Annotated in this window: 1 protein-coding gene; it reads left to right on the forward strand. The window is 44.3% G+C overall.

The genetic code is table 11. The features are described from left to right. Positions 1-940, forward strand: a 940-nt coding sequence (locus DZ54_RS0117300; RefSeq protein ID WP_025675475.1) for an IS1634 family transposase, incomplete at both ends; no start/stop codon positions are given.

The following is a 940-nucleotide window of genomic DNA, read 5'->3' on the forward strand; positions in this document are numbered from 1 at the left end:
CGAAGACAGCATTCGCTCTTTGGATGAACAAGAACAGAAATTCATTACTCGTGTACCAATGACGATTAAGTCTGCCAAAGAAGCCTTACTGGCGCTTGGACCTGAGCAGTTAACCTATATCAGTAACGGCTATTCAGGTTGCTGGATTGACGCTGACTATGGCGCAGTCACTCAAAAATGGTTGTTGGTTCATAGCGAGCAAGCGACGAAGCGAGAAGAAGTCACGTTCTACAAGAACTTAGATAAAAATGTCGCCAAAGAGCTGAAAGCCCTGGGCCAACTGATGAAAAAACAGTTTGCTTGTGCCATGGATGCCGAGCAGGCAATGGGTGACTTTGCAAACCAATGTCACCTGATTGACTTTGCACAAACAACCATTGTTAAAGAAGCTATCTATGCGGGTCGTGGTCGCCCTAAAAAAGGGGCTAAACCAACGGGATACCGCTATTTTATTGATGCCACGCCTTACACCGATCTAGAGAAAGTGAAACTGGCTAAGCTTAAAGTGGGTATGTTTATCCTTGCTACCAACGATACTGATAGTGCGGATCTGACCATGGCTGCATTGCTTGAACATTACAAATCCCAACAAAAAGTAGAGCGCGGTTTTCGTTTTTTGAAAAGCCCAGAGTTCTTAACGTCTTCGATCTTCTTGAAAAAACCTCAACGCATTGAGGCACTGCTCATGATAATGACGCTTAGCCTTCTTGTTTACGCAAGTCTAGAGCACAAAATCAGAGAGCAACTTAACAAGACAGAAGCGTTCTTCCCAAGCATGGTGAAGAACAAAACAACGACTAAACCGACGGCACGTTGGGTATTCTTAAAATTTGAAGGGATCGATACACTCGAATTCGGTGGTCAGAGCTTCATAACCGGTGTACGAGAACACCAACGACGATTGCTGAAACTATTGGGTCAGTTATACGAAACGGTTTAT

It is taken from the genome of Salinivibrio socompensis S35 (genome assembly GCF_000513715.1).
GTDB lineage: Bacteria > Pseudomonadota > Gammaproteobacteria > Enterobacterales > Vibrionaceae > Salinivibrio > Salinivibrio socompensis.